This is a genomic window from Pseudoalteromonas sp. SR43-7 (genome assembly GCF_014163785.1).
GTDB classification, from domain to species: domain Bacteria; phylum Pseudomonadota; class Gammaproteobacteria; order Enterobacterales; family Alteromonadaceae; genus Pseudoalteromonas; species Pseudoalteromonas distincta.
Map to the genome: position 1 here is coordinate 1 of NZ_JACJDY010000038.1, position 22371 is coordinate 22371.

The window sequence follows — 22371 nt, forward strand, 5'->3', positions numbered from 1 at the left end:
ACTGCTCTTATTTAAGCTTCCAGCTAGACGAGAGGATAGAAGATATCCCCGATGGGTTAAGCCAAAACCATCTAAGTATCCCCATAAAAAGAAAGATGCCAGTCAGCTTAACTGACTGGCATTATCCTTAAGGAGCTTTTTTTTGTTTTAGCTAAACTTACTTGTTAGCTAAGTAATTTATTAATTTGCTAATGTCTTCAGGTTTAGTAATACCCGACTCACGACCTAGGTTTAATTTGTACTTACCATTTACAATAAAGGTAGGTACGCCACGTAGTGCGCCTTTTTCTTTAAAGTAGTCTTGATCGCGTTTCATTTTAGAGCTCAGCGTACGTACCGAGAAGCTTTTAAACAGCTTATCAAACTTATCACCATCAACGCCCTGCGCTACAAATATATCTTTTACATCTGCAAGCTCATTAAATTTAGCGCGCTTTGTATGGATATGATTAAAGATTGCAGAAATAATCTGATCTTTTTGTGGAAGCACTTCAGCTGTCGCCAGTGCTTGGCTCATCATCTGTTGGTTTTCTGGGTCACGTACACCTACAAAATCAACATGGCTCTTTTTAAATTTAACGTTTTTATCAAGCTTAGGCTTAAACTCACCAATTAGTGCTTCCATGTTATTACATGCAGGGCAGTAAAATGAGAAGAACTCTTTAACCTCTGGCTTTTTAGTTGCACGCTCAGAAACTACGTCGTAATGCACGCCTTCTTCATACGTTGCTGCAAAACTTGTTGCTGCCATAGGCAGTAATATTGCAAGCAAACCTGCTTTAACCAATTTAATCATTATTATACTCCGAAATTTATAGTGCTAATAAAAACGCTACTAACTCATCAAGTTCTTTTTGATTTTTGATGGTGTTGAGGTTTATTTTATATTTATCGTTAACAATAAAAGTAGGTACACCTGTAAGTGCGCCTAATTTTGAATATTTATTTTGTTTGTCTTGCATTGCTTGCTCAGCTGAAATAACAGGCATGCTTGCAATCTCTTGATCAAACGTTGCGCTATCAATACCGTTTACTTCAAGTAATTTTTTAACGTCTTTCATTTCAGTTAATGGTGCACGTTGAACATGGATACTTTTAAAAATTTGATCGCTAATACTTTGAGCCTGACCATGCTGCTTAGCAATTAAGTAGGCAAAGCTTAAATTACTTTGTGCTTGTGGCGACACGCCACCTAAAAAGTTCACGTGGTTTTTAATAAACTCAGCGCCTTCTGGCAAGCCTTTTTCAATTGCTTTTGCTACTGGTTCAAACTTAAAGCAATGTGGACAGTAAAATGAGAAAAACTCGGTTACTTGCGGTGACTTGCTTTTGTCTACATCTATAACAGTGTATTGATTATCAACTTCAAACTGTGCAGCAAGTGCTGCAAATGGTAAACATAAAAGTAATAAACTCAGTTTTAATTTTTTAAGCATTTGTATCTCGTTGTACTTGTCTTTAAATAAAATATTACGGCAATAACTTTAACGGTGCTTCTTGCAATGCTGCAAGTTGCTCTTTCAGTGCTAAAATTTGTTGCTCCCAGTATTTGTCATCAGCAAACCATGTAAAGTTCCGCACAAAAGCAGGATCACTCCATCGTTTAGCTACCCATCCCATATAATGAATAATACGCATTGCTCGCAGCGGTTCAATTAATTTGAGTTGAGAGTGATCAAAATCACAAAACTCTTCATACGCATTTACAAGGGTGTCTAACTGTAACAGTTGCGTCGCTCTATCGCCACTGAGCATCATCCATAAATCTTGGATTGCAGGACCTTGGCGGCTGTCATCTAAATCAACAAACATTAGCGCATCACCTGCCCATAAAATATTACCAACGTGGCAGTCACCATGTAAGCGAATACTTTGCACATCTTTATACTGTTTTTGCGCCTGCTCTATCACTAAATCTAAAATAGTATAAAAGGCAGTATTTATTCCCATGGGCACTAAGTTACTTTTTTGAAGATGAACTTTGGCTGTATGCAAATACTCCTCGCAGGTAACTGTTGGCCTATAAGTAAAAGGTTTTGTTTTAGCTACTTGGTGCATTCGGCCAATTAATCGCCCCATTACATCAAGCTGATCTAAATTATCAACCTCAAATAAACGCCCGCCTACACTTGGAAACAACACAAACAAATACCCTTCGTGTTCAAACAAGCTTTGCCCATTATATAAAATAGGGGCAACAACGGGTACTTCTGCATCCGCTAGTTCAAATGCAAAGTCATGCTCTTCTTGAATTTGCTCTTTACTCCATCGCTCTGGACGATAAAACTTCACTACGTAACGCAGGCCATCATCCGCTTTAAATTGGTACACTCTGTTTTCATAGCTATTGAGCGCTAATAAACCAGATTCGGCGTACACACCTACGCTTTCTATTGCATCGAGTATTAGATCAGGTGTTAAGTCAATAAAACTAAATTTACTCATACTCTTCTTATATAAAATAAAAGCGGGTTATATACCCGCTTTTGTTAATTGCTATATCAACTTACCTAATTTAAGGTAAGTTGCGATTATCGCGCTTTAAAAAAGTTACTCGACTGCGATATTGTCTCATCCGGCTCATCTACCGGTGAAAGCACAAAGTTAAACTCAGTCATCGGCGCCTTCAAATCATAAGGGTCCATTACAAGTGACAATGGTACGTTATGAGATTCCCCTGCCTGCACAGTAAATGACTGCTTACCAATATACTTAAAGTTATCTAACCCTTGTACTTTAATATTAAAGGTTTGCTCGTACTGCGCTTTATTAATTACCTTTAATGTATAGGTGTTCTCTACTAAACCATCAAAATCGACACGATATAATTGGTTTCGGTCACGAATAATATCAAAGTCCATTGTTTTACGCAGTGCTATATTAGCGACAAGCGCTCCCGTAAGCACAACAAGTATGACCGTGTAACCAATAATTTTAGCTCGCAGTGGATTTGTTTTATTTTCTGGGGTTTCGAGATTTCGCTCTGTCGTATATGAAATAAGCCCACGCGGGTATTCCATTTTATCCATTACGCCATCACACGCATCAATACATGCACCACAGTTGATACACTCAGCTTGTAGCCCATTTCTAATATCAATACCTGTTGGGCACACTTGAACGCACAAGTTACAGTCTATACAGTCGCCTAGTTCTAAATCTTTATGGTCTACTTTACGTGAACGAGGACCACGGCTTTCACCTCGGCTTTCGTCGTACGTTACGGTGTATGTATCTTTATCAAACATAGCTGATTGAAAACGAGAGTAAGGACAGATGTGTAAACACATAATTTCTCGCATCCAACCGGCATTACCATAAGTACACGCTGCAAAGAAAATAATACTGACTAGTGCATAACCGCCTACATCAAACGTTACAAAGTCAGGGAGTAACTCCCTTATTGGCGTAAAATAACCCACAAAAGAAATTGCGGTATACAACGAAAACAATACCCAACTAGTATGCTTTGCCGTCTTACGCCAAAACTTATCAAAATTCATGGGTCGTTGATCGAGTTTTTTACGTTGATTAGCCGTGCCTTCAAGCTTTTCTTCGAACCAAATAAAAATAAAAGTCCAAACAGTTTGCGGACATGTATAGCCACACCACACCCGTCCATAGAAGGTGGTCACTAAAAACAACGCAAATGCTGCCAACATAAAGATAAACGCTAATATAGTAAAATCTTGAGGCCATAGCGTTAAACCAAAAATATTGTATTTTTGACCAATTAGATCAAACAGCACAGCTTGCTGGCCATTAAAATTAATCCAAGGTAGTAACATAAACGCAAGCAGGCCTAAAAAGCCAATGCGCTGTCTAAGTAATTGATGTAGACCTTTTACAGCACGCACATAAATACGATTTCGGGGATTGAACCTATCATCTTGACGGCTTAAATCCGGTTTTTGGATTTTCACCTCTACAGGGATATTCTTTACTTTAATTTGCTTGTCCATCGAAGTTCCTCAACGCCGCTTGGAAATAAAAATCCAGCAATACTCAAGTACTCTATACTTAAAGTTAGCAAGTTACTTGCTAGGCATATTTACTTTAATAAATTGCCTTCTCGAATACTTTCAGATATTTCAGAAATATCTGACTGCTGTTAACCATTATAACAATGTTGGTTAAAATTACTGGCATAGATTGCTAATAATTTATTCATCCCAGTTACTTGCTTTTAAAATGCAGTTTATTACACTGCATGGTAATTCAACCCTACTTAGATCAAGGTTTACGTATCCATGAAAAAATTTATTATTTTGGTAGTTGTGATCCTTGCCTTTTTTACAATCGATCACCCACTTATAAAAGAACCTCGCGAAAGGTTACTAGGTGAAGGCATTGGCTTTTTAAGTGATGCAAGCAAGGTCAACAGAAGCCCCGCTGCAAATATGGCGAAAAATAGGATCAGCAGTCAACTTAAACTATCTGAATCTGAAGGTGAGTATGTAGAAAAAACGTTTACAACAGATGACTCTGTTCAGTTATTTCACCTACGCTATTGTCGTGAGCGTGACTTAAACCTTTATTTTTATGACGACCGTTTAAATACGGTATGTAAAATAGTGACTGAAGCATTAGAACAAAAGCGAGCAAAGTAGTGGATTTTTCAGGATTAAATAAAAAAGCAAGCGACTCATTTCATAAGCAGCGCAATATGCTCAAGCAATTAGCGCAAGGCAAAACATTAAAGTGTGAGAAGTGTAATGGGGTTTTAACACTTGATTTAGCCACCAGCGAGCCTGGTAAAGGCATAGTAAAGTGCAAACAAGGCTGTACGGATATTATATTAGAGCTAGGCACTTAGATTAAACTAAGCGCCTAGTATTAATAATTACTCTTCCCAACTCTCGTCGGTTATCAAGCCGCTATTAATTGCGACCACTTCAATTAGTTCAGCAAACCCTAATGCAAAGTCACCCATAGATTCATACTGATACTGACACAAAGCTTCTATTGTCATGTTATTTTGTTTGGCAATCTGAGCTATTGCTAGCTGGTCGAGTGCAAAAAAGCTTAGTGTGCTTAACGCACTTTCTAGTGCTTGTTTAAAATCAACGTCTAATTGCGGTGCATTTAACAAAGGTTCTGCATACGCTTTCGTTCCAACTAAGAAGCCTTTACTCCACGACTTACAAAATTCAGCATCAAATGTGTCTGGTAATTTATATCCAGTTTCGAACACCTGCTCACTAATTTTGTGATAAAGCGCCATAAACAAAAAAAGCATTTCTTCATCTAAATCATTAGCTGTGTTTGGCAATATCTGCTCAAGCCACTCATGTACATCTAATGGGTTGGGCGAACAAATTACACCAAATAAATAGCCTTGGCTTTGTACAAGGGTCATTGCTTGAGATTGGGTATTTAAAAATGAGCTGAGCTGCTTTGCGTGCAACTCAGTAAATTGGGGTATTTGCATTAAAACTCTTTATATTAAAACATTAAAAGTTGAGCGGGTAGCGACCTTGGTTATCTGGTCGGCCTAAAAACTTAACCGCATCATGTACATCTTTAGGTAAGCTGGCATCTGGTTTTACATAACCTGCCACTCTAAAGTCGAAATTAGCTTTAAGTGTAGCATCTGCCTCAAGGCCAAGCGTATTATCTGGGTCAATTAATATAGCAACATCACCCGACTTACAGCTTAACTTACCAGCTAGAGGTCCAATATTAAACCATCCATTTAAACCTTGAACATCAATATTAGGGCTCGCTATTTCACCTTTTAGTGAATCACAATAAGGTGCGCCTGAGCTGTATTCATCAAGTTCTAAAATCACACGCCCTTTAGCGGTAACAGGCAGAGGAAGTTGCACACGTTGCATTGCACGCTCTACGGTGGAGCGTACTAGGGCGTCAGTCACTATTACTTTTTTATTAAAAAACCCATAACTTACATCTGCGTAACCCGAAATATCACTGCGTTCTCGTGGATTACCAAATTTTATGTTCGCATTTAGTTTGCCTGTAAATAATTTCCAGCCTGCAATATCCCAACGCACATTATTTAACTGCTCACCATCAAAACGAACTTGCATCATTTGACCTTGCCAAACAGTGCCTACAGTTTGCCCAACTTCTAATTGCTTTGGAAAATACGGCTTTGCTATATCTAGTGCAATATGTGCTGGTAATTTAATAATACAAAACACAATAAAACTAATTAAAAAGACAGCCGATAACGTTATTATTTTTTTCATTAATTAATTCTCTAATACTAAACGGCTTACGCGCACATAGCCTGATTTATCATCGCGACTTAAATCTAAATTTTCAATTTTTAAACCATGCTGATTTACTAGCTCATCTAGCCATTCTATTAACTGATTAAACTCTACTGAGTCGAGCGTTAAACGAAGAGAATCACTACTGGGCTGCATTTTACTAATATTGATCTTATAGCGTCCACGAGTAGAGTTTACCACTTGGCTTAAGTTTGTATTGCTAGCAACACTGGTGTTGCCTGCAGCCTTTAGCTTAACAATACTGTCATCAACCCAAGCTAATAGCTCTTGTTGTTTAATTTGAGATTGCTGTGCTTTTTCTATCGCGTTATTTAATGGCCTAAATATTCCCATTACTAAAACAAAAATAATAAACACGCCACCAGCGACCATTACCAATTGTTGTTCTTGCTCTTTAAGCGAACGCCACTGTTTCATTAACTGCTTTTTCATACTGCACCTCGCAGTTTAATTTCGCCTACGACATAATCACCGTCATTATTTAAAGACCCTTGCTCAACAGTTAAACCTTGCTTTTCAAGTATGATTTTTACTTTACCAAAAGTTTGGAAGTCTTTAGCCCGTGCACGAATTCGCAGCTCATTACGACGTTTGTCATAACGAAGTGTTTCAGGTGTAAATTCGCTGACTTGCGAAAATACATCAACCAAATTAGTCGTTAAATCTAAAAAGCCGGATTCACTTGAGCCTTGTATTTTATCTAACGCGCCTTTAATTTGGCTTTTAATTAGATTAGGGCGAACTTTAGTTCCCGGAAATGCTTTTTGATATCTGTCGACTACTTGAGCTTTAGCTACTTCTACTTGTGTATTAAGTTGGTGTAACTCAATAGCTTTTATTGTAATTGTAGAAACCAATGCAACACTTGCTATAATTGCGGCGCCTTTCCAGTAACCCCACCACAAAGCGCTTTGTTTTTTAAGCTGATACATACCTTGGCGTAAGTTAAAATTAACGCTATCTAACTGTTTTGCAAATAACGCTAGAGGTAAATCGTAATCGCTTATTTGGGCTTGTAAGTTAACGCTTTCAGGAAACTGATTAGCAGGGCTAAAATGTTTAATGTCGGGGTTACCCATGGCTGATAAATAGCCATTCAACCAACTAGATTCAACCGCACTAATATGCCATTGCCCTTGCTTAAACAACCATTGGTTGTTGAGCTCAATAGCAGTTACGGCACCATCATCTGCAAGCGGTAACAACAAAGCATCGGGTAATATTCTGTATACTGATAGATTATGCTCAGCAAATAATGCAAGCCATTGTTCAAACCATTCACGGTCTGTCATTGCTACACGAATTGCATGTTGCTCACCAAGCATTGTCGGCTGCGCTACAGCTATAAACAGTTTATCTACGTCACATGCTATATCTTCTTCAAGCATGTATGGCAATGCTTGCTCAAGCTTGCGATTCCATTTTGTTGGCAAAGCGACCGTTTTTAATTGCACTTGGTCACTGGGTAATAACACGACAACTTCTCGGGTAAGTGCTTTTTCGCTTAGCTCACTTAAATGCTCTGCATTTGGTAACTCACCACTGGCTATTATTTCTTGTTCTTGTGGTGAGTAAATTAACCAGTTAAGTAATTCTTGTTCAGTTTGACCCGTGCGGATCAACAGTATTTCTGTCACTGTACGCCTCCAAATTTTCGCGCCAGTATCGTTACGTCGCCGTCTTTAGCGTGCAGTAATGTGGTCATCGAAAAACGCAGGTCGACAAAGTTTGCCTGCGTTTGTAATTTAAAATATTCGCTTTTAATACTAAATAGACTTTTTATTGAGTCAGTATTAGTACCGCCTTGCTGCTTCACCTGTTCAAAAAATTCATCGATGGTGTCAAAGCCAATTTGCGGTCTTGCGCCTAACACCGCTTCTGCGCCAGATAAGCTTAAGCTTTCTATCAAGGCACTGAGTATGAGCGCTTGCTCTGGCAATAATGTATTTACGTTAATAGATAAAAGCGTACTGCCTGGTATTACACATACATATGGCAATACTTTTTCCATCACTAATGGATTAAAGCCCTTAACTAAACGCAGCTCCGATGTTGAGGCAAATAAACTATTGGCTGTCATATACGGAAAATCTCGTGATAAGTACTCGTCTTCTTCTGCACCTGAGCGATACGTAATACTGTTCTCATCAAGCCAATCAAATACACTATCTGCCATCGTCTCCTCTGATTCGTCAGCAGGTAAATCTTCAATGTTTTCAAGTAATGCAAAGAGCGCTTTGTGTGCAGGGTTTGTTTTACTTGCGCTATTTTCTTCTGGCGCTATGGCTAAAGCATTTAAATTTAAACATGCTTGTAAATCTGTAATTTTGCCACTTAACGTGCCGTTATCAACAGGGTATGAAGCATCTCCTTGAGTTGCCCACACTTGATCGAGTGTTGTTTTATCGGCATCATCTTTTTTACTTTGTATTAGCCCTTTAATAGCAAGCTCTTCTGCACCGTAGGCGTACCATTTAGCTTGTTGGTGACCTTGCAAGTTTGTACTTTTTTGCACTTGAACCATTAAATTAGCACTCATTTCTACTGCTAAAATAGCCGCTAACGCCACAATAAATAAAACAATAACAAGTGCTGCGCCGCGCGATGATTGCTGCTTAACCATTATTCACATCCGTAGTTTGTGTAGCAACAACTTTGCCTTGCCCAGGAACTAAAAATACACGACGAATTGGCTCTGCTTCTATTTGTTGCAACGTAACAGCAACCGCTTTAGGGAGGGCTTTAATTTCCCACTGTTCTTGCCATTCGTTTTTATCATCTAAAAACTCAAACTTAAGTTCTTCAACATTCTCTAGCACACGTTGAACTCGCGGCTCCATATTATCAAGCTGATCAACATAAACCCGATAAACACGCTCAAGGTTATCATCAATCACTCTATAACCAACAGCTTGTAGTTCTGAACGTGGCAATAAGTTAATTGGATTTATCCAGCCATCTCGTACAAACGCGATACCATCGTATTGGCTTTCTAAAACGTAACGACCAGCAAGTAAATATTGCTGCTGAACATCGCCAGACTCATTGCGAACTGCGCGTTTGGTCATTTGGCTAAAATCTTGATCCATTAATCTAAATGTTGTTTGCAATCCATTTAGCTCAGCAATCTTTTCATCGGAGGCATCTTTTGCTCTTGTTGTCGTCTCGAGTATTTGATGCGTAGCAATAATAACAAAAGCTAAAATACCCAGTGCAACCATAACTTCAAGTAATGTAAACCCGCGCTGCTTCACTTACTTTTTGCCTTTATTTAAATACGTTGATAACTCATATGCTGAATGCTCATATTTTTCATCCGTAAAAACATTTATGGTTAGTTTTACAAAGCTTTTGTCAGCAGTCGCTGTAACTTCTTGCTGCCAAAACCATTCAACACCGCCCATTACTTCGCTGCCTTTAAGGTTATTTTTACCTTGCCATTGTTCGCCTTTAGTACGCTGTTCAATAATAACGTTTTCGGCGACCCAAGATGCATAGGTTTGCTCTTCAATAGTCGTTAAATGGTGTATATGCTCGCTTGTTGCTTGCATTGCAGCTATACCCGCCATGGCACAAATACTTAATGCCACTAACACCTCTAATAAGGTAAACCCTTTAGTGCGCTTCATTATTCTGGCTCTCGGCGAAAGTTTACTGGTGCAGTAAATTCACCTTCAATGTAATACACAGGTTCGCTTTGCTCTTTTAACTCTAATATAAGTTGAAACGCGCTTACCTCACCTGATGATAAAATAAGTACTTGTGGGATTTTTAACTTTTTTAGCTCAAGCAAGCTGTCTTCATCGCCGCCACTCATAAGCTCGCGCCAGTTAGATTGCTCTAAGAGGTTATCTTGCGCCCACGCTAAATCTTCTAAGTTAAGAGTGAGCTTTAATCTTTCGTCTAATTCTATTGGTTTAAAAAGATCTTCACGGTCAAAAGTAATCCACTTTTCACCATCGAAAACTAAATACTCTAATGTATTTTCTTCTACTAATAAGCCCAATTCAACTTGGTTTAAAATGGCAAATTCCGATGCCATATTAATGGTGGTATGCAGCCTTAGTGCTTGAGTATCTAACTCCTCCTCAGCACCGCCTTCTAAGCTATATACCACCATTTTGGTGGCAAAAGCGATGATCACTAATACCACTAAAATTTCTATTAAACTAAAGCCTCTGCTTTTTGCATGGCGCTGCTTAAGGCTTGCTTTCATAGCAAGCCTCTAGCATTAACATGTTCATACAGAACGGTGTACTTAGGCATTATTGTTTTTCTTCGTCCCAGTTACCGATATCGTCATCAGTACCTGCTTCACCGTCTGGGCCCATAGAAAAAATATCAAACTTGCCAATTTCACCTGGGCTAATTAACTGATAAGTATTACCCCAAGGATCTTCTGGTAATTCATTAATAAAGCCACCATCAGGGAAACGTTTTGGAACCGGTTCAATGCTTGTTTGGGTAACTAGCGCTTCAAGACCTTGCTCTGTGCTTGGGTAGCTCTTATTTTTAAGCTTGTATAAGCTCATTGCATCTTCTAATTGCTGGATATCTAGATGTGCTTTATCAATAGCAGCCTCTTCTTGCTGACCCATAATGTTAGGTGCAACAATTGACATAATCATCCCGATGATAACCAGTACCACCATCACTTCTAGTAAAGAAAAACCTGATTGTTTATTCACGTAATTACCTCATTATTCTAAAAACATTAAGTAAAAATGGTTTAGGTAAAACCATTAATATATTTAAAAATTTATTCTAACTTAAAGTCCAACAGCTTTATTCATCGCCATTATTGGCTGCAATATTGCCATTACTATAAATAATACAATAACCGCCATTGAGGCGATCATCGCAGGCTCTAGTAGTTTAAGCGATACATTAACCATGCTCTCAAATTCGCGATCTTGGTTATTTGCAGCACGCTCTAACATTTGCTCTAGTTCACCTGATTTTTCACCACTTGCTATCATATGCAGCATCATTGGTGGAAACAACTTAGTTTGCTGAAGTGCAGCTCTTAAGCTTGCACCCTCACTCACTCTGTCGGATGCATCTGCAACCGCTTTTTTAATTTTTTCGTTAATTAATACGCCGCCCGAGATACGCATTCCTTCAAGTAATGGTACTGAGCTTGAGGATAAAATACTTAAAGTACGCGCAAAACGTGCGGTATTAATACCACGAGCCACTTTACCTATACCTGGCATATGTAGCACTCGGTCATCCCACCAAAAACGTATTTTAGGCTGCTTAAGTGCATGCTTAATACCAATGGCTATAGCTGTAATAGCTATTAAACTAATAAACCAATAATTTTGCACAAAATGGCTGCCTGCCATAACCCATTCGGTTGTCCAAGGAAGTACTTGTTTCGTTTTTTCAAACGTTTTTAATATTTTTGGTACTACGGTGCCCAGTAATACCGACACAATACCAATTGCAAATACCACTAATATAATAGGGTAAACCATAGCCTGAGTTATTTGGCTACGCATATGTTGGCGCTGCTCGGTATAGTCGGCTAAACGATTAAGTACTTGGTCAAGGTGACCCGACTTTTCGCCTGCGGCTACCATTGCACGATATAAATCGTCAAAAACATGAGGAAACTCACTAAGACCATCGGCAAGGGTGTAACCTTCAACTACTTTTGAGCGTACCGACATAAGCATCCGCTTTAAACGCGGCTTTTCGCATTGCTCAGCAACTGCCATAACAGCGCCTTCAACAGGAAGTGCCGATTGAATAAGTGTTGCTAATTGCCTTGTAATTAATGCTAAGTCTGAGGTTGAAATTGTCGGCTTAAAAAAGCCACCGAGTAAAGGGGCTTTTTCGCCTTTGACCTGTTTATCACTTTGCGCCGCAGGAACAACTTCAAGCGGCGTTAGTTTTTGATCACGTAAAGTTTGGCGGATTTGTTTAGCTGTATCGGCTTCTAAAATGCCTTTTTTTTCTTTACCTCGGCCATCTAAGGCACGATATTCAAACGCCGCCATAGTTAACCTTCCTCACGGGTAACACGCAATACTTCTTCAAGCGTTGTTTTGCCTGCCAGTACACGGCTACACCCATCTTGGCGAATACTTGGGCTGCGCTTACGAATGTATTTTTCTACGCTTTGCTCGCCTTTACCGTTGTGAATCATTTCGCGTATGGTTTCATCAACTACAAGTAACTCATGAATACCTGTACGACCACGGTAACCATTAAAGTTACACTCTTCACACCCCACCGCTCGATAGATTGTCGGTTGGCTTTCAAAAGGAACCCCTAACAGCTGGCATTCATGCTCATCAGCCGTGTGACCTTCTTTACAGGTATTACATAACGTACGTACTAAGCGTTGCGATAACACACCGAGTAACGACGATGAAAGTAAAAAGGGTTCAACACCCATATCTTCCATACGTGTAATTGCACCCGATGCGGTATTTGTATGCAAAGTAGACATAACAAGGTGACCGGTAAGTGACGCTTGAACACCAATTTGCGCAGTTTCAAGGTCGCGTATTTCACCCACCATTACTACATCGGGATCTTGACGTAATATTGCACGTAAACCACGTGCAAATGTCATATCAACTTTTGCATTAACTTGTGTTTGCCCAATGCCTGGAATTTCGTACTCTATCGGATCTTCAACGGTAAGAATATTACGATCGCGTGAGTTAATTTGGCTCATACCAGCGTATAAAGTGGTACTTTTACCAGAGCCCGTTGGCCCTGTTACCAAAATAATACCGTGGGGTTTACTAATTAAATCTGAAAACAATGCGCGATTTTCTGCGGTCATACCTAAATCTTCAAGGTTTAATCGCGCGTTGTTTTTGTCAAGTAAACGCAGTACTACGCGCTCACCAAAGCTCGATGGCATTGTAGATACACGCACATCAACTGCACGCCCAGCAATACGTAAACTAATACGACCATCTTGTGGAATACGTTTTTCAGCTATATCAAGCTTAGCCATTACTTTAATACGAGATACAAGTAACGATGCAAGTTTACGATTAGGCTTAAGCACTTCTTTAAGCACGCCATCGACCCTAAAGCGAATAACAAGCTCTTGCTCGAAGGTTTCGATATGAATATCAGAAGCCCCTTCTTTAATCGCTTCACTTAGCATGGCATTAATAAGCTTGATGATTGGCGCATCATCGTCACCAGCAAGTAAATCTTCAGTTTGCGGGAGCTCATCAGCAAGCGAGAATAAATCAACCTCGTTGCCAATATCTTCCATCATTTGTTGTGTTTCAGAGCTATCACGTTGGTATGACGCTTCAAGCAATAGCTCAAATTTATCATCATCCAATTGCTCAAGAGTAAAACCATGGCCTGCGATACGGCGTACTTCTAATAGTACCTCCACATCTAGCTCACCACGGTAGTAAACTATACGATGATCTTTGTTTTTACCAAGCAACACACCTGCGCGTCTTGCATAGGAAAATGGCAAACGCTTTGCTGGTAACTCAACTAACACATCACTCGTTAATAGCTCATCCTGATTATGCGTTTGAGGATGAACCACATCTTGGTTTATCTCTTGAATCGCATTAGTCATCTTTACGCTCTTGTGCATTTTGTTTACGTAGAGACTCTTCATACGTAGGTGGAAGTACTAGTTCGTCATTCCACTCAGGTAAAATAGGCGTATCTGTCATTGGCATTAACTCAATACCGTCTTCTTTTTGTTTAAACTGCTCACCACGAATAAAGTTATATTTATTAAAGCTTAACTTATTCATGCTTACACCATCACGAATAATGGTTGGGCGAATAAATACAATAAGATTACGCTTACGACGCGTTGTATTTGTTGATCTAAACAGGTGACCTAAAATAGGGATATCGCCTAATAACGGTACCTTAGAAACACTTTCTTGTACGTCTTCGTCAATTAAACCGCCAAGTACAACCATACCGCCATCATCGGCCATAACCGTTGTTTTAATTGCACGTTTATTAACAGAAATATCAACAGCAGTTGCACCACTTACACTCGATACTTCTTGCTCAATAGTAAGTTGTACTGCAGAGCCATCGTTAATCTGTGGCGTAACTATCAGTTTAATACCGACTTCTTGACGCTCAACTGTTTGAAATGGGTTAGCATTATTACTGCCTGTTTGTGAACCTGTGATAATAGGCACTTCTTGACCGACTAAAATAGAGGCTTCTTCGTTATCCATTGTAGTAATAGAAGGGGTAGCCAAAATATTTGAATTTGTATCAGTGGCAACAGCCTGAATAATTGCGCCCCAATCATTTTTAACAACGCCCAGCGCTAAACCATTAATGCCACTTAGCAATGAAGCAAGCGCATCATAGTCACCCTCAGTCGTTTCGTCATAACTAGTCACGTTTCCTGACTCTGTACCAATGATAGTTTTAGTTACGGTTGTATCTTGTGCTTGCTCTGCAGCAACAGCTAATGAACCCACGGGAACTGTAGTGCCGTTGTTAAACTGCAGCATACCGCCCTGCTCAGAAATCCACTGCAGGCCTAAGTTAACCCCGTCGCCTTCCATTACTTCAATAATAATGGCTTCAACCAGTACTTGGGCACGGCGAATATCAAGGCGTTCAATTACAGATTCAAGTGATCGCATTGTGTCTGGCTGTGCGGTAATAATTAATGAGTTTGAGTCAGGGTGAGACTCTATACTGCTTTCATTATTGCTTCTGCTACGAGTTTTAGTAGTACCGCCTTGTGCATCTTCAACAAGGGACTTACTAACACCCTGCAATACTTTGACCAAATCTTCAGCTTTAGCATAATTTAAGTAAAACACCTTGGTGTTGCCTTGGCTTTCTAGCTCACCATCTAAGCGCTTAATGAGCTCAATAGCACGTGTACGTGCTTGGCCTTCTCCACTTACAATAACGCTATTAGTTCGGCCATCAGCCACAACTTTTGGAATTAAGAATTCAGGTACACTGCCTTTACCGCTGTCTTTATAAATATTATCTACCACAGAGACAACATCATCTGCCGTCGCATATTTAAGCTTAACGATGTCTACACGCTTGTCACCCGCCTGATCAACAGAGCGAATGATCTCAACTAAGCGATTAACCGATGCTGCATGACCCGTTAGCATCATAACGTTAGCCGCATTAAAGTTGGCAACGTGGCCACCATCTTTTTGATCGCTAAATTGACGAACCAAAGGGCCAAGCTCTTGTACACTTACATTTTTAACACGTACAACACGTGTAATCATCATGTCGCCGCTAGCTTCACTACCTTCGTCAATAAGTGGTACATTTGATTTTTTGGCGTCTGAACTTTTTTCTATCTTAATTATGCCATTGTCCATTTCAACAGCTGAGTAGCCATAAACTTCCAATACATTTAAGAAGAACTGATAATAAAGTGCTTCGTCCATTAACTCATAGCTGCGAACATTTACTTTGCCGCGCACGTTAGGGTCAATAATCACTGTTTTATTAAGGTTTTTACCAACAATATTAATAAACTCGTTGATATCAGTTCCTTTAAAGTTAGCAGCATATTCAACAGCAGAAACAGACAAAGAAATACTTGCCGCCAAAAAAAGTGCTGCGTACTTAGCTAACCCTTTTTTAATTTTTTTGAGGTGTAGCACCTGAACCATTGTATTAAAACTCCAAAGCTAAATTATTGCAGACTAAATTGCACATCGATTTGTTCACCATCACGTTCTATAGTGATATTGGCATCTGTACTATTACGCAGCTCGTTGATAGCTGACATAGCCTGTTTTAAATCTGTTAATTGATAGCCATTTATAGAAATAGCCAAATCGTTATTTTTTAATCCCATTTGTTTAAATAGTTCAGGCTCTTTACCTGGACTTAAACGATATCCGATTAGTTCGCCATCATTCATGGCTTGTGAAACACGTATATAGTCAAATAATTTGCCTGGCTCTTCGAGCAGGTCTTCACGTGTTTCTATAATTGCTTCTTTAACGTCTGGATCTGCAGTAGCATCTATTTGTAGTTCACTTAGCTCTAATTTTTGCGGACCCATTTCAGCATCATCACGGGCAGCGAGTACTGGCATAGATACCGTTTTATTAAAATCGAGTCCATCAAGCATCAAAGTCTCAAAACGCCCATTAACATTCAAAATAACACGATCAGGTAATATTTGTGCTACTTCAGCGCGCGTGCCTAATACAACTTCTTCAACAAGATAGCTTACTTGCTTACCTTGTGATTCAATAATTGCGATACCTGCTTTATCATCGTTATTAACCGCTACAATACCGGTTAAATTTATACTTAAGCGTGTTTCTGGCGCATTGTTTATAACCTGCGATTGCTTTGCAGTATTATTGTTGTTTGTTACAGTTTTTTTACCAAATAAGAATTGCTCAACAATATGCTGCGCAGAGTTATTACTCGCACCAGATGACTGATTAGCATGATGGCTAGGGGTAAGCAGAGTTATTGGTGGTTTTGGCCACAAAAGCCAAACAAGTTTTGATAATAAAAATGCAAGATAAACAACAACTAAGAGTGTCACTAATGCACTTAACTTAGCATGCGGTAAACGAGTTAAAAATTGTTTTAGTTGTTGGATTTGCTGTTCCATAAATAGTGTTCTTATTTTAATTTACTGCGTTAGCGCGTACCCATAGTACCCTTTCATTTTTCTTTCAACAAGCACACTAATATTAAACTTTGTAAACAGATTAAATCAACTTTACATAACAGTACAAAAAGTAAACTGCTGTTGTAATACCTTCATCCTACGATGATTTCATGATAAATTTTAAGCTATAAAAACGTGGGGAAATGCCTTATGAGTAAAAAAAGTAATGCTAATACCAGCTCAGACCCTGTAGATGGGTTAAAAGTTCGATTAGATAAATGGTTATGGGCTGCGCGATTTTATAAAACTCGTGCAGTTGCACGCGAAATGGTGCAAGGCGGCAAAGTACATTATAATGGCCAACGTACAAAAGCGAGTAAAATAGTAGACGTTGGCGCAAAAGTAAAACTGGCTCAGGGCGTAGATGAAAAGCTGATAACTATACTCTCAGTGCTTGAAAAACGCCAAAGCGCCCCCATTGCACAGACCATGTATCAAGAATCTGATGCCAGTATTGCTAAACGCGAAGAGAACAGCATCGCACGTAAAAATAACAGCTTTTTTGCCCCCCATCCGGATAAAAAACCGGATAAAAAGCAAAGACGCGAACTTTTAAAAATGAAATCAAGTTAGGTATAGCCGCTCATGCAACAAGATTTACTTCACCGTTATTTATTCAACGAACTAGATGTTCGTGGCGAACTCGTACAAATCGAGAGTGCTTATAATGAAATGATTGCCGACCATAATTACCCCGACCCTGTTAAAGCATTACTTGGTGAGTTACTCGTTGCAACCTGTTTACTTACTGCTACCTTAAAGTTTGAAGGTGAAATTGCTGTACAGCTTCAAGGTGATGGCCCAGTTAAATATGCTGTTATAAATGGTGATGACAAACAAAATATGCGTGGTATTGCACGCCTGCAAAGCGAAATTACGGGCACAACTGTAAAAGAGCTTATTGGCCAAGGCTATATGGTAATCACTATTACTCCTGAAAAAGGTGAACGCTACCAGGGTATAGTGCCGCTAGAGCATGATACTCTTAGTGAATGTATCGAAAGTTACTTTGAGCAATCTGAGCAACTAAAAACACGCCTTTGGTTTGCAACTGACACTACTGAAGGTAGCGCAAAAGCATGTGGTCTATTTTTACAAGTGCTTCCAGTTGATAAACAAAAATCAATTGAAGACTTTGCACACCTAGAAGCATTAAGTAACACGATTAAAAATGAAGAGTTGTTACACTTGGATGCGAACACAGTTCTTACACGTCTTTATCACGAAGATAATCCTCGCGTATTTGAACCTCAAGCTATTAAATTCAAATGTGGTTGTAGTCGTGATAAAACAATTACTGCACTAGTTAATATTGGACAAGAAGAACTACTCAAAGATGTAGCTGAGAAAGGGACTGTTAACATTAACTGTCATTACTGTTTAAAAGAGTATGTTTTTAACGAACAAGACATAAAAAGCATTTTCAACTAAATGTTCAGCTTCATTTATATATAGTAATTAAAGCCGCAAAATATGCGGTTTTATATTATAAAAAGATGATACCGGTGTCATGAATTTTGTTAATTTACTGACACCGGTATCATTGAAATTATTCATGTTTTTTAGCAAATATATGTGTTTTTAGAGGCTTTACGGGCTCGAATATCTCAAAACCTTCTGTTACTATAATTTCAGCTTAAGGGCACTGATAACCCCAGAGCTATCCCGTTCAAACTCTCACACATTATAGTTAGGTATAAACATGACTACAGGCGCTACACGTTTTGTCGATTTAACCGCAGCTGAACTTGTCGAGCATGCGATCCGCCGTGGCGAAGGTACTTTAGCCGCAAATGGTGCTTTTGTTGCAATTACAGGAAAACGAACTGGCCGTTCACCAAAAGATCGTTTTATTGTTCAAGAAGCAACAACTCAAGATGACATTCAATGGGGCAACGTTAACCGCCCATTTGATGCAGAAAAATTTGACGCATTATGGGCTCGCGTAGAAGCACATGTTCAAAGTAATGACCACTTCACCTCTCACCTAGAAGTTGGCGCTGACCCTGAGCATTATCTACCTGTAGTCGTAACTACAGAAACAGCGTGGCACCATATTTTTGCCAAAAACATGTTTATCGAACCACAAAACTATAACGCCTCAAACTTACCACAATGGCAAGTAATGAACGTTCCTTCGTTTGTATGTGAGCCAGAACGTGATGGCACAAATAGCGATGGCACCGTCATTATCAACTTTGCACAGCGTAAAGTATTACTAGCAGGTATGCGTTACGCCGGTGAAATGAAAAAATCGATGTTTTCTGTACAAAACTTCCTACTACCAGCAAAAGGTGTATTACCAATGCACTGTTCTGCTAATGTTGGTGAAGCAGGCGATACAGCATTATTCTTCGGTTTATCTGGTACGGGTAAAACAACACTTTCAGCAGACCCTACTCGCTTTCTAATTGGTGATGACGAGCACGGCTGGGCACCTGGAAGCGTGTTTAATATTGAAGGCGGTTGTTATGCTAAATGTATCGACCTGTCACAAAAGAATGAACCTGTAATTTGGAATGCTATTCGCTTTGGCACTATTTTAGAAAATGTAGTGTTAGATGAAAAAGGCGTTCCAGACTTTAACGATACTAGCCTTACTCAAAATAGCCGTGCAGCATATCCACTTGAACACGTTGAAAAACGTAAAGTAGAAAACCGCGCAGGCGAACCTAAGGCTGTTGTATTTTTAACTTGTGATGTAAGCGGTGTATTACCACCGGTTTCTATTCTTAGCGAAGAAGCTGCTGCTTTTCACTTTTTAAGTGGATACACAGCAAAAGTTGGTTCTACTGAGATTGGTTCAACTAGCGATATTGAATCAACATTTTCGACATGTTTTGGCGCACCATTCTTCCCACGCCCTGCTGGTGTTTACGCTGAGCTTCTTATGAAGCGTGTACGCGAGTTTGGCGCTAAGGTGTACCTTGTGAATACAGGTTGGACTGGCGGCCCTTACGGCACAGGTAAACGTTTTGATATCCCGACTACTCGCGCAGTAATTGATGCAATCGTATCTGGTAAATTAGCGGGTGTTGAAACTCAGCACATTGATGTTTTAAACCTAGATGTACCAGTAGCAGTTCCAGGTGTAGATACTAACTTACTTAATCCTATTAATACGTGGGAAGATAAAGCTAAGTACAATGAATATGCAGCAAAACTTGCCGCAGACTTCACTGAAAACTTTGCTAAGTATGACGTATCAGACGATATAAAAAATGCAGGACCTAAAGCTTAAATAAGCTTCAAGCTTGTATTTTAACGCCAGCCAAGAGCTGGCGTTTTACTTTCTAAATACCTAATTTAATAAGTGCGACAAAATGCCGCACAACTCATATCAAAAAAACATATAATATACCGCGTAATTAATCCTTCCTTAATGCCCAATAAACCTGCATTACTCATTACGGCTATTTAATTAATGACACTAAAGCTTTCATGGCAAAAAATATTCAGGCGGTTACATTTATACTTAGGTCTATCGGTAGGTGTTTTACTTACTATTATTAGCCTTTCTGGCTCCGTATTAGTTTATTACCCACAAATAGACTCACTGTTAAATCCAATTAATGACACTACCACTAATACAAAACCACCTAATTGGGATCAAGCATACAATATGCTAAGAGCAAATTTCCCTACAAAACAAGGGCCATGGCGATTAGAAAACACAGGTGTGAACTCAGTAATTCCCGCGCGGTACTACAATCCAATAGAAACAAAAGAGCAAGGCTTTGCTCCCTTAATGGTATGGCTATCTAGCAGTAGTGATAAAGTAATACGTAAAAACTATTGGGGAAAATACTTAGTAACTTGGATGTACAACTTACATTTTTCATTACTAACAGGAGCAACGGGCACTCTCGTTGTTGGCTATATAGGCATAGCCTCAATAGTTCTTCTTATCTCTGGATTCTTTGCTTGGTTTCCAAAGCCTGGGCAGTGGGTAAAGGCACTAAAATTTAAATCTCGTAGCTCTAAAATAGGTTTGCTATACGACTGGCATAAACTAATTGGTTTAACCTTCTGCATACCGCTACTAGCTTTAACTGTTACAGGTGTTATGCTCGCTATTCCAAAACAAACAGATCCTATATTAACCGCTCTAGTTAGCGATATAAACTCTCCACCAAAAACACAAATTCAACCGAGTAAACAAACCAATATTCCTTTATCACAAGCGGTATTAATAGCTGAAAAAGCATTACCGAATACGCGTTTAGCTTGGATTGAAACACCCTCAAACTTAAATGCTATTTACAGATTAAGATTTCAAACTGTAAACGATCCTTCGTATCGCTTTCCACATAGCTATATAGAGGTTAATGCACTTACAGGAAAGTTAGAGAGCGTGTTTAATATAGATAAGCAAAGTACGGCTAGTAAAATAAAAAACTGGATACACCCTCTACATGACGGCAGCATTGGCGGTAACATTTTAAAAGTCATTTGGGTGCTGAGTGGCTTTGGATCTGCTGCATTGTTCTTTATTGGCGTATATAGGTGGTTAGTTAGAACCAAGAGAATATAAAAATAAAATAAACTTTACGCCAATCTCCCTAGTTAAATGATCTATTTGAGGACAAAGATTTCTTTATTTCGTTGTTCTCGCCAATTACTCCTAAGTTGCTCAACCTTCTGTATCCATGCAATCGTATATCAGAAATTTCTAACGCAATTAACGTCAAGTTCAATCCACCAAATTGATTAGGTATTATTGCCGATTAGTATAATTATCAGGTATGTGTATTTATTCTGCACGCGCTAAAACTACAGTTAGTTACAGATGTAATGCGGTAAATCACTTAGGTAAACTTAGCGCACAATAGTGCCCCCCAATTAATTGCTTACTAGTGTCTGTAAATAAGGCTATATACCTAATGGGAATGTCTAATAGGCTATATACCTAATGGGAATGTCTAATAGGCTACTGAATAGTTAAAGCAAGGCTCTTTACAATGTGAAGCCTGCGTAATGTCACGATACCCACAGCGGTGGAGAGTCACGTAGTAAATGCTACTTTATTGGCCGAATGGGGTATTGAGGGCTTTTGTTGTGATTCTAACGTCGGGAGTCGCTGCGCTCGTCCGACCTACGTGATGGGTGTTGATGTGAGTGTGTATTAATTGCGCGCATTTACTTTTTACAATTTAAAACCTGGTGATGTCATAGTGCCCACAGCAGTAGAAAGTCACGTAGCAAATGCTACTTTATTGGCCGACTGGGGTATTGAGAGATTTTGTTGTGATTTTAGCGTCGGGAGTCGCTGCGCTCGCCCGACCTACGTGATGGGTGTTGCTGTGGGTGTGTTAATTGCGCGCATTTCACTTTTCTGCAGACGTAAAAAAGCCCGACTCTTTCGAATCGGGCTCTCTACAATTTGAAGCCTGGTAATGTCCTACTTTCACATAGCAAATGCTACACTATCATCGGCGCTGTTTCGTTTCACTACTGAGT

The 22371-nt window shown here is 39.3% G+C and carries 23 protein-coding genes; 6 read left to right on the forward strand and 17 right to left on the reverse strand.

Translation table 11 applies throughout. From position 1 onward, the window contains the following. Positions 1-157: 157 nt before the first annotated feature. From H5087_RS19375 to ccoG, 4 genes are all read right to left on the reverse strand, one after another. Positions 158-796, reverse strand: a complete 639-nt coding sequence (locus tag H5087_RS19375; RefSeq protein ID WP_002962055.1) for a thiol:disulfide interchange protein DsbA/DsbL — start codon at positions 794-796, stop codon at positions 158-160. Positions 797-812: 16 nt separating this feature from the next. Further along, the gene (locus H5087_RS19380) at positions 813-1436 is read right to left on the reverse strand and encodes a thiol:disulfide interchange protein DsbA/DsbL (protein WP_149594832.1); all 624 of its coding nucleotides are present in this window, start codon (positions 1434-1436) and stop codon (positions 813-815) included. A 34-nt stretch (positions 1437-1470) separates the two neighbouring features. Next, positions 1471-2445, reverse strand: a complete 975-nt coding sequence (locus H5087_RS19385) for a serine/threonine protein kinase (protein ID WP_024596396.1) — start codon at positions 2443-2445, stop codon at positions 1471-1473. A gap of 86 nt (positions 2446-2531) precedes the next feature. Further along, positions 2532-3962: a cytochrome c oxidase accessory protein CcoG gene (gene ccoG, locus H5087_RS19390; protein WP_002962052.1), complete on the reverse strand. Its 1431-nt coding sequence runs from the start codon at positions 3960-3962 to the stop codon at positions 2532-2534. Between the two features lie 288 nt (positions 3963-4250). Here ccoG and H5087_RS19395 point away from each other — a divergent pair, with 288 nt between their 5' ends. Together H5087_RS19395 and H5087_RS19400 are read left to right on the forward strand one after the other, a co-directional pair. Next, complete coding sequence (locus H5087_RS19395) at positions 4251-4610, forward strand: hypothetical protein (protein ID WP_002962051.1); 360 nt, start codon at positions 4251-4253, stop codon at positions 4608-4610. Then, positions 4610-4816: a hypothetical protein gene (locus tag H5087_RS19400; protein ID WP_002962050.1), complete on the forward strand. Its 207-nt coding sequence runs from the start codon at positions 4610-4612 to the stop codon at positions 4814-4816. The genes H5087_RS19395 and H5087_RS19400 overlap by 1 nt, the downstream gene beginning before the upstream one ends. Positions 4817-4843: 27 nt before the next feature. Here H5087_RS19400 and H5087_RS19405 read toward each other — a convergent pair whose 3' ends face one another. From H5087_RS19405 to gspC, 13 genes are all read right to left on the reverse strand, one after another. Then, a complete protein-coding gene (locus H5087_RS19405; protein ID WP_182673080.1) occupies positions 4844-5431 on the reverse strand; it encodes a UPF0149 family protein in 588 nt (195 codons plus the stop codon). A gap of 22 nt (positions 5432-5453) precedes the next feature. After that, the gene (locus H5087_RS19410; RefSeq protein ID WP_002962047.1) at positions 5454-6212 is read right to left on the reverse strand and encodes a type II secretion system protein N; all 759 of its coding nucleotides are present in this window, start codon (positions 6210-6212) and stop codon (positions 5454-5456) included. Positions 6213-6215: 3 nt separating this feature from the next. Further along, on the reverse strand, positions 6216-6689 hold the full coding sequence (gspM, locus tag H5087_RS19415) for a type II secretion system protein GspM (protein ID WP_024596393.1): 474 nt from the start codon (positions 6687-6689) through the stop codon (positions 6216-6218). Beyond that, positions 6686-7894, reverse strand: coding sequence for a type II secretion system protein GspL (gene gspL, locus H5087_RS19420; RefSeq protein ID WP_182673081.1), 1209 nt, complete (start codon positions 7892-7894; stop codon positions 6686-6688). Before gspL ends, gspM begins: the two co-directional genes overlap by 4 nt. Then, a complete protein-coding gene (gene gspK / locus H5087_RS19425) occupies positions 7891-8880 on the reverse strand; it encodes a type II secretion system minor pseudopilin GspK (RefSeq protein WP_182673082.1) in 990 nt (329 codons plus the stop codon). The genes gspL and gspK overlap by 4 nt, the downstream gene beginning before the upstream one ends. After that, complete coding sequence (gspJ, locus tag H5087_RS19430) at positions 8873-9511, reverse strand: type II secretion system minor pseudopilin GspJ (RefSeq protein ID WP_182673083.1); 639 nt, start codon at positions 9509-9511, stop codon at positions 8873-8875. The genes gspK and gspJ overlap by 8 nt, the downstream gene beginning before the upstream one ends. Next, a complete protein-coding gene (gene gspI / locus H5087_RS19435) occupies positions 9512-9886 on the reverse strand; it encodes a type II secretion system minor pseudopilin GspI (protein WP_002962039.1) in 375 nt (124 codons plus the stop codon). Continuing rightward, the gene (locus H5087_RS19440) at positions 9886-10473 is read right to left on the reverse strand and encodes a Tfp pilus assembly protein FimT/FimU (RefSeq protein ID WP_039488557.1); all 588 of its coding nucleotides are present in this window, start codon (positions 10471-10473) and stop codon (positions 9886-9888) included. Before H5087_RS19440 ends, gspI begins: the two co-directional genes overlap by 1 nt. A gap of 49 nt (positions 10474-10522) precedes the next feature. After that, positions 10523-10945, reverse strand: a complete 423-nt coding sequence (gspG, locus tag H5087_RS19445) for a type II secretion system major pseudopilin GspG (protein WP_002962036.1) — start codon at positions 10943-10945, stop codon at positions 10523-10525. Positions 10946-11026: 81 nt separating this feature from the next. Beyond that, positions 11027-12262 (reverse strand): type II secretion system inner membrane protein GspF, encoded by a 1236-nt coding sequence (gspF, locus tag H5087_RS19450; RefSeq protein ID WP_002962033.1) that lies wholly within the window; start codon positions 12260-12262, stop codon positions 11027-11029. 2 nt (positions 12263-12264) lie between these two features. Continuing rightward, positions 12265-13830 (reverse strand): type II secretion system ATPase GspE, encoded by a 1566-nt coding sequence (gspE, locus tag H5087_RS19455; RefSeq protein ID WP_002962032.1) that lies wholly within the window; start codon positions 13828-13830, stop codon positions 12265-12267. Beyond that, positions 13823-15886 carry a type II secretion system secretin GspD gene (gene gspD / locus H5087_RS19460; protein ID WP_024596266.1) on the reverse strand — a complete coding sequence of 688 codons (2064 nt, stop codon included), beginning with the start codon at positions 15884-15886 and terminating at the stop codon, positions 13823-13825. Before gspD ends, gspE begins: the two co-directional genes overlap by 8 nt. 23 nt (positions 15887-15909) lie before the next feature. Then, on the reverse strand, positions 15910-16851 hold the full coding sequence (gene gspC / locus H5087_RS19465) for a type II secretion system protein GspC (protein ID WP_182673084.1): 942 nt from the start codon (positions 16849-16851) through the stop codon (positions 15910-15912). A 210-nt stretch (positions 16852-17061) separates the two neighbouring features. Between gspC and hslR the strand changes: the two genes are divergently transcribed. The 4 genes from hslR to H5087_RS19485 all read left to right on the forward strand — a co-directional run bounded on the left by hslR (position 17062) and on the right by H5087_RS19485 (position 21445). Continuing rightward, positions 17062-17484, forward strand: coding sequence for a ribosome-associated heat shock protein Hsp15 (gene hslR, locus H5087_RS19470; RefSeq protein WP_007586590.1), 423 nt, complete (start codon positions 17062-17064; stop codon positions 17482-17484). Positions 17485-17496: 12 nt separating this feature from the next. Then, on the forward strand, positions 17497-18342 hold the full coding sequence (gene hslO, locus H5087_RS19475; RefSeq protein WP_002962025.1) for an Hsp33 family molecular chaperone HslO: 846 nt from the start codon (positions 17497-17499) through the stop codon (positions 18340-18342). Between the two features lie 271 nt (positions 18343-18613). Continuing rightward, a complete protein-coding gene (locus H5087_RS19480; protein ID WP_182673085.1) occupies positions 18614-20152 on the forward strand; it encodes a phosphoenolpyruvate carboxykinase in 1539 nt (512 codons plus the stop codon). A 183-nt stretch (positions 20153-20335) separates the two neighbouring features. Next, a complete protein-coding gene (locus H5087_RS19485) occupies positions 20336-21445 on the forward strand; it encodes a PepSY domain-containing protein (protein ID WP_182673086.1) in 1110 nt (369 codons plus the stop codon). Positions 21446-22371 lie beyond the last annotated feature (926 nt).